The sequence below is a fragment of the Nocardiopsis lucentensis DSM 44048 genome (genome assembly GCF_000341125.1).
Taxonomy (GTDB): domain Bacteria; phylum Actinomycetota; class Actinomycetes; order Streptosporangiales; family Streptosporangiaceae; genus Nocardiopsis; species Nocardiopsis lucentensis.
This window is the reverse complement of the sequence record NZ_ANBC01000496.1, coordinates 1-7375: the sequence shown is the minus strand read 5'-3', so window position 1 is coordinate 7375 and position 7375 is coordinate 1. Positions and strand designations below refer to the sequence as shown.

Below are 7375 nucleotides of genomic sequence, written 5' to 3'. Positions count from 1 at the left end.
GCGACCGCCTGTCCCTGTGGTCGCACCCGGCCGAGAGGGTCGTCGCGCTCACCGACGGCGGCTGGGACGCGGGGGAGATCGCCGCCGCCTGGCCCGCCACACTGGGCCGTGACCCCGAGAGCGTCGGCGTCCCCGCCCCGACCGACCCGGAGGCGGGAGCCTGATGGGCATCGACCCCGACACCGTCACCGCGATCGACGTCCACACCCACGCCGAGGTGTCCGCCGAGGGCCACCAGTCCCTGGACGACTCCCTGCACGACGCCTCCAGCGCCTACTTCGGGACCGACGCCGCGCACCGCAGGCCGACCCTGCCCGAGATCGCCGCCTACTACCGCGAGCGCCGCATGGCGGCCGTCGTCTTCCCCGTCGACACCGAGTCCACCACCGGGCTGCCCGCCGTCCCCAACGAGGAGGTGGCCGAGGCCGCCGCCGAGCACCCGGACGCGCTCATCCCCTTCGCCAGCATCGACCCCGCCAAGGGGCGTCTGGGCGCCCGGCAGGCGCGCAGGCTGGTCACCGAGTACGGCGTCCGCGGCTTCAAGTTCCACCCCAGCCTCCAGGAGTTCTTCCCCGACGACCGGTCCGCCTACGTGCTGTACGAGGCCCTGGAGGAGCTGGGCGCCGTCGCGCTCTTCCACACCGGACAGACCGGCATCGGCGCGGGCGCCCCCGGCGGGGGCGGCATCCGCCTGAAGTACTCCAACCCCCTGTACGTGGACGACGTGGCCGCCGACTTCCCCGGGATGCCGATCATCATGGCCCACCCGTCCTTCCCCTGGCAGGACGAGGCGCTGTCGGTGGCCGTGCACAAGCCGCAGGTGTACATCGACCTGTCCGGGTGGTCGCCGAAGTACTTCCCGCCCCAGCTGGTCCGCTACGCCAACTCACTGCTCCAGGACCGGGTGCTGTTCGGCTCCGACCACCCCGTCCTGTCCCCCGACCGCTGGCTGGCCGACTTCGAGCGCCTGGACATCAAGCCCGAGGTGCGGCCCAAGATCCTCAAGCACAACGCGGCCCGGCTGCTGGGCCTGAAGGGCGGCGGCGATGCGTGACGAGGGGATCGGCTCCTGGCCCGCGCGGCGGGCGCGCTCCTGCCCCGAGCGCACCGCCCTCGTCCACGGGGAGCGGTCGTTCACCTACGCCGAACTGCACGAACGCGTCACCCGGCTGGCGGCGGCGCTGCGCGGGCTCGGGGTGCGCCGCGGCGACCGTGTCGCCTACCTGGGCGCCAACCACCCCGCCCTGGTGGAGACCCTGTTCGCGGCCGGGACGCTCGGTGCGGTGTTCGTACCGCTCAACACCCGCCTGGCCGTCCCCGAGCTGGCGTACGCGATCGAGGACTCGGGGTCGTGCGTGCTGGTGCACGGCGCCGAGCAGGCCGAGGCCGCCGGAGGGCTGCGCGACCGGACGGCGCCGCGCGTCCTGGTCCCGGTGGACGACGACGCCCCCGACGGCTACGAGGCGCTGATCGCCTCCTCCCCCGCCGCCCCCGTGGACGAGCCGGTCGGCCTCGACGACACGTGCATGATCATGTACACGTCCGGCACCACCGGGCACCCCAAGGGAGCCGAGCTCACCCACGGCAACATCACGTGGAACTGCGTCAACGTCCTCATCGACGTGGACGTCACCGTCGACGAGGTCACCCTGGTCACCGCTCCCCTGTTCCACACCGCCGCGCTCAACATGACCTGCCTGCCCACCCTGCTCAAGGGCGGCCGCGTGATCGTCGAACCCGGCTTCGATCCGACACGCGTCATCGAACTGTTCACCGCCCGGCGGGTCAGCTGGATGTTCGGCGTTCCGGCCATGTTCGACGCGCTGGCCGCCCATCCCGGCTGGGCCGGCGCCGACCTGTCCTCCCTGCGTGTCCTCATGGCGGGCGGCGCCCCCGTCCCCGAGTCCACCATCGCCGCCTACCAGAAGCGCGGGCTCACCTTCCTCCAGGGGTACGGCATGACCGAGACCGCGCCCGGCGTGCTCATGCTCGGCGCCGCGGACAGCCTCCGCAAGGCCGGGACGGCGGGTCGGCCGAGCGTGTTCACCGACGTGCGGATCGTGCGCCCCGACCTGACCGACGCCGCCCCCGGCGAACCCGGGGAGATCGTCGTGAAGGGGCCCAACGTGATGCGCGGCTACTGGGGGCGGCCCGACGACACCGCCCGCGCGCACACCGCCGACGGCTGGTTCCGCACCGGCGACGTGGCCACGGTCGACGCCGAGGGCTTCGTGCGCATCGTGGACCGCGCCAAGGACATGATCATCTCCGGCGGGGAGAACGTCTACCCCGCCGAGGTCGAGAACGTCCTGCACGACCATCCCGACGTACTCGAGTGCGCGGTCATCGGAGTGCCCGACGAACGCTGGGGCGAGGTCGGCCGCGCGGTCGTCGTCCCCCGTCCCGGGACCGCCCCCGCCGAGGGGGACCTCCTCGCCCACTTCGAGGGCCGTCTGGCCCGCTACAAGACGCCCAAGTCCGTGGTGTTCACCGACGAACTGCCACGCAACGCCGCCGGCAAGCTCCGCAAGGCCGACCTGCGCCGGGACCACGGCGCCCCCTGAGCGCCGCGTCCGCGCTCCCGCGCGGCACGACCGCGCGCACCCGCGCCCCGTTTCCGTGCCCCCTCCTCCGGTACGTCCCGTTCCCGCGCGCCACGACGGCGAGCCCGTCCCCGACCGTCCCCGGACCCGCCCCGGGTCCCGTCCACCACACCCCGAAGGACACACCCATGCCGACCACCGTCACCGGACTCGACGAACTGCGCGCCGCCGCCGGCTCGGACCTGGGCCACAGCCCCTGGCGCACCGTCGACCAGCAGCGGATCGACACGTTCGCCGACGCCACCGACGACCACCAGTGGATCCACACCGACCCCGAGCGGGCCAAGGAGGGCCCGTTCGGCGGCGCCATCGCGCACGGCTACCTCACCCTCTCCCTCGTCATCCCCATGTTCGGGGAGGTCCTGGAGATGAGGGGGATCGACATGGCCGTCAACTACGGCCTCAACAAGGTGCGCTTCCCCTCCCCCGTGCCGGTGGACTCGCGCGTCCGGCTGACCGCGCGCCTCGCCGAGGTGGCCGACGTCAGGGGCGGCGTGCAGGCCACCGTCGACGGGGTCGTCGAGATCGAGGGCTCCGACAAGCCCGCCTGCGTCCTGCAGGGCGTCTACCGCTACTACGGCGGCTGAGCCTCCGGCCCGCGGGGTCACCGCTCGGCCCCGACCCCGCGGGCCGTCCGCCCCTCCCCTGTTCCGAACCGGAACCCACCCCCGGCCGCACCACGGATCCCCGGCACCACCCACGAGAGGACGACTCCCCCATGACCTCCTCCGCACCCCCTCCGGTTCCACCGCCCGCCCCTCGTCCCGGCCCCGGGGCCGACCCGCGCGAGATCCGCCGCGTCGCCCTGTCCAGCTACATCGGCACCACCGTGGAGATGTATGACTTCCTCCTCTACGGCACCGCCGCGGCGCTGGTGTTCGGGCCCCTGTTCTTCCCCGACCTCGACCCGCTCATCGGCGTGATCGCCTCCTTCGGCACCCTGGCCGCCGGGTACGTCGCCCGGCCGCTCGGCGGCATCGTCTTCGGCCACTTCGGCGACCGGCTCGGCCGCAAGCGGATGCTGCTCACCACGATGATCCTCATGGGCGCGGCCAGCACCCTGATCGGGCTGCTGCCCACCTACGAGCGCATCGGCCTGGCCGCCCCGGTGATCCTGGTGGCGCTGCGCGTCGTGCAGGGCGTCGCCGTCGGCGGCGAGTGGGGCGGAGCCGCCCTGATGACCGTCGAACACGCGGCGCCCGGCAGCCGCGGGGCGTGGGGCGGCGTCACCCAGATGGGCGCCCCCACCGGGGCGGTGCTGGCCACCCTGGCCCTGGCCCTGGCGGGACTGCTGCCCGACGAGCAGTTCCTGGCCTGGGGGTGGCGTGTGCCGTTCCTGGCCAGCGTGGCGCTGATCGGGGTCGGGCTGTTCGTCCGACTGCGGATCAGCGAGAGCCCGGTGTTCGCGCGGTCCGGGTCCGACGCCGGGTCCGCTCCCGTGCCCTCCGGTCCCGCCCGGGGCCGCCTGCCCTTCGTGGAGGTCCTGCTCACCCGACCCCGGAACCTGGTGCTGGCCGTGGTGGCCGGGATCGCCCCGTTCGCCGCCCAAGGCGTCTTCACCGCCTTCGTCATCTCCTACGCCATCGGCATCGGCTACGACCGGTCGGTCGCGCTGACGGCCGTCGTCGTCTCCTCCACCCTGGCCATCGCCCTCACCCCGCTCTACGCCCGGTTGTCGGACCTGGTCGGCCGCAGGCCCGTCTACCTCGGCGGCGCCCTGGCCGTGGCGGTCACCGCCTTCCCGGCGTTCTGGCTGGTGAACACCGGTGCCGTGGCCGGGCTGATCGCGGGGGTGGTACTCGCCCACGCCATCGCGCTCACCGCCATGTACGCGCCGATGGCCGCCCTGCTGGCCGAGATGTTCGACACCCACCTGCGCTACACCGGAGCCTCGGTCAGCTACCAGAGCGCGACCGTCCTCGGCGCGGGGCTCAGCCCGATGATCGCGGCGTCGGTCCTCACCGCCGCGGGCGGCGGCACCGCCACGCACGGCGTCTCGTGGATGCTCGTGGCCGCCGGACTGGCCAGCGCCGTCGCCATCTGGTTCACCGGGGAGACCGGTCGCCGCGACCTCACCGACATCGACGCCCGCTGAGCCGTTCCGTGTACCGGGGTCGGTGGGCGGGAACCTGTCCTTCGACGTTCCATGTCGCCCACCGACCCCGAGCACCCCCCATCGACAGCGGTACCGACGGCACCGGAGGACCTGGCTTGACCGAGCGACCGACGACCGAGACCCCCGCCCCCGCCCACGACCTGCTCGACCCGAAGGTCTGGACCGGGCGCCTCTTCAGCGGCGGCTGGCGCGACGCCGCCGACGACGCACCCGTCACCGAACCCGCCACCGGCGCCGAGCTCGGCCGCATCGGCCTCGCCGCCCCCTCCGACGTGGGCAGGGCCGCCGAACAGGCGGCCTGCGCCCAGCGCGACTGGGCCGCCCTCCCCCATCGCGAGCGAGCCCGGGTGCTGCGGCGCGCCGGGGACCTCCTGGAACGCCACGCCGACCAGGTCCGGGACTGGCTGATCCGCGAGTCGGGGTCGGTCGGGGCCAAGGCCGACGTCGAGCTGTCCGCCTCCGTCCGCGAGTGCGAGGAGGCGGCCGCGCTGGCCTCGGCGCCGCTGGGCGAGCTCCTGCCCACCGAGCAGGACCGGCTGTCCATGGCCCGACGGGTGCCGGTCGGCGTCGTCGGTGTGATCGCGCCGTTCAACTTCCCGCTGATCCTGGCCATGCGCTCGGTCGCACCCGCCCTGGCCCTGGGCAACGCGGTGGTCCTCAAGCCCGACCCCCGCACGTCGGTGTGCGCGGGTGCGGCGATCGCCCGGCTCTTCGAGGAGGCCGGTCTGCCCGAGGGCGTGCTGCACGTGCTCCCCGGCGGCGCCGATGCCGGGCAGGCCCTGGTGACCGACCCCCGCGTCCGGGTCGTCTCCTTCACCGGGTCCACGGCGGCTGGCCGTGCCGTGGGCGAGCTCGCCGCCCGCCACCTCAAGCGCGCCCACCTGGAGCTGGGCGGCAACTCGGCGTTCGTCGTGCTCGACGACGCCGACCTGGACGCCGCCGTCGGGCTGGGCGCGTGGGGGTCGTTCCTGCACTCGGGCCAGATCTGCATGTCCTCGGGCCGTCACCTGGTGCACTCCAGCCTGGTCGGGGAGTACGTGGAGCGTCTCGCCGCCAGGGCGAGGTCGCTACCGGTCGGCGATCCGGCGTCCGACCAGGTCGCGCTGGGCCCGATCATCGACCGCCGGCAGCTGGAGCGGGTGCACGACCTGGTCGTCGCCTCGGTGAGGGCGGGTGCGCGGCTGGCCGCGGGCGGCACCCACGACGGGCTGTTCTACCGGCCGACCGTGCTGGCCGACGTCACCCGGGACATGCCCGCCTACGCGCTGGAGGTGTTCGGCCCGGTCGCCCCCGTGCTGGCCTTCGACACGCTGGACGAGGCGGCCGAACTGGCCGCCGACAGCGAGTACGGACTGAGCCTGGGCATCACCACCGCCGACGTGGGCAGGGGGATGCCCTTGGCCGAGCGGATCCCCTCGGGGATGGCGCACATCAACGACCAGACGGTCAACGACGAGGCGACCGCGCCGTTCGGCGGGATCGGCTCCTCGGGGGTCGGCCGGTTCGGCGGTGCCAGCGCCAACGTCGAGGCGTTCACCGAGACCCGGTGGATCACCGTGCGCGGACGGGCCGCCGCCTACCCGTTCTGACGCAGGGCGGATCCCCCGGCGCGATCCCGGCCGGCCCCTCCGTCACGGGCCGGTGCGGGGTCGGCCTCCAGCGCCTGTTGGCGGAAGCGGCGTGGGGAGACGCCGAACCGGGCCCGAAAGAGCCTGCTGAGATGGCTGGCGTCCCTGATCCCCCAGCGGGCGGCCACGGCGTAGACGGGCAGGCGCATCAGGTCGGGGGCGGCGAGGTCGCGGCGGACGCGGTCCAGCCTGCGGCCGCGGACATAGCCGTTGACCGTCTCTCCCTGGCTCCGGAAGAGCGCGTGCAGGGAGCGCACCGAGACGTGGTGGGCCGCCGCGATCGACTCCGGCGACAGCTCCTCCCCCAGGTGGCGGTCGATGTGGTCCAGGACCCGGTCGAGCAGGGCCGCCCGGTAGTCGGGAGCGGTCCCCCCGTGACCCGACTCGCGGATCAGGGTACGGAGCACGGCGGTGACGTGCTCTCCCATCTCCCACCGGGCCACCGGCCCCAACCGGTCGGCCAGGCGGGTGGTCTCGGTCAGCATCGCCGTGAGGATCCGCCCGCTCGGCAGGCGCGACAGCTCCGGGTCGGCGGTGATCCGCCCCGCGCACTCCGGTGGGACGGAGTGCTCCGGCAGGCCCAGCAGGAGGTACCGGTGGTGTGCGCCGAGGTGGAGCCGGAAGGGGCGCTCACCGCTGTAGAGGACGAAGTCCCCCGGGGCGAGCGACGCCCGGCGGCCGTCCTGTTCCAGGGCGCCCCGGCCGTCCATGAGCAGGCCGAGGGCGTGTCCGCGGTAGCGCGCCGCCGGAGAGACGCGGGAGACGACGCTCATCCCGTGGTCGCCGCTGATCTCGCAGGCGCCCACCTCCCCGAGACGGTACGACCGCGCCCGGCCGGAGCCCTCGGCCCGCACCAGCACGGCGTCGGAGGCCCGGTTCCCGGCGGTGGCGACGGTGTCGAGGTACCCGAAGACCAGCGCGCCGTCATCGCCGTGTTCGATCCGCACGACACCTCCCGAGAAAGCTCCGTGGTTCCGTGAGAGGAGACAAGTGTGCACTCCTGTACCAGTCCGGCGGCTGACACCTCC

The 7375-nt window shown here is 73.9% G+C and carries 6 protein-coding genes; 5 read left to right on the top strand and 1 reads right to left on the bottom strand.

All coding sequences use genetic code 11. The features are described from left to right. The first annotated feature begins 163 nt into the window (after window positions 1-163). The 5 genes from D471_RS0117600 (at window position 164) to D471_RS0117580 (ending at window position 6308) form a co-directional block, all read left to right on the top strand. Window positions 164-1054 carry a 4-hydroxyphenyl-beta-ketoacyl-CoA hydrolase gene (locus D471_RS0117600; RefSeq protein ID WP_017599839.1) on the top strand — a complete coding sequence of 297 codons (891 nt, stop codon included), beginning with the start codon at window positions 164-166 and terminating at the stop codon, window positions 1052-1054. Beyond that, window positions 1047-2564, top strand: coding sequence for an acyl-CoA synthetase (locus D471_RS0117595; protein ID WP_017599838.1), 1518 nt, complete (start codon window positions 1047-1049; stop codon window positions 2562-2564). The genes D471_RS0117600 and D471_RS0117595 overlap by 8 nt, the downstream gene beginning before the upstream one ends. A 167-nt stretch (window positions 2565-2731) precedes the next feature. After that, window positions 2732-3190, top strand: a complete 459-nt coding sequence (locus tag D471_RS0117590; RefSeq protein ID WP_017599837.1) for a MaoC family dehydratase — start codon at window positions 2732-2734, stop codon at window positions 3188-3190. Window positions 3191-3321: 131 nt separating this feature from the next. Then, complete coding sequence (locus tag D471_RS0117585) at window positions 3322-4698, top strand: MFS transporter (RefSeq protein WP_017599836.1); 1377 nt, start codon at window positions 3322-3324, stop codon at window positions 4696-4698. 116 nt (window positions 4699-4814) lie between these two features. Then, entirely contained in the window at window positions 4815-6308 is a 1494-nt protein-coding gene (locus D471_RS0117580) for a benzaldehyde dehydrogenase (protein WP_017599835.1), read from the top strand. On the opposite strand, the gene D471_RS0117575 is transcribed toward D471_RS0117580, so the two are convergent. After that, window positions 6296-7294 carry a helix-turn-helix domain-containing protein gene (locus D471_RS0117575; RefSeq protein ID WP_017599834.1) on the bottom strand — a complete coding sequence of 333 codons (999 nt, stop codon included), beginning with the start codon at window positions 7292-7294 and terminating at the stop codon, window positions 6296-6298. The genes D471_RS0117580 and D471_RS0117575 overlap by 13 nt on opposite strands. Window positions 7295-7375 lie beyond the last annotated feature (81 nt).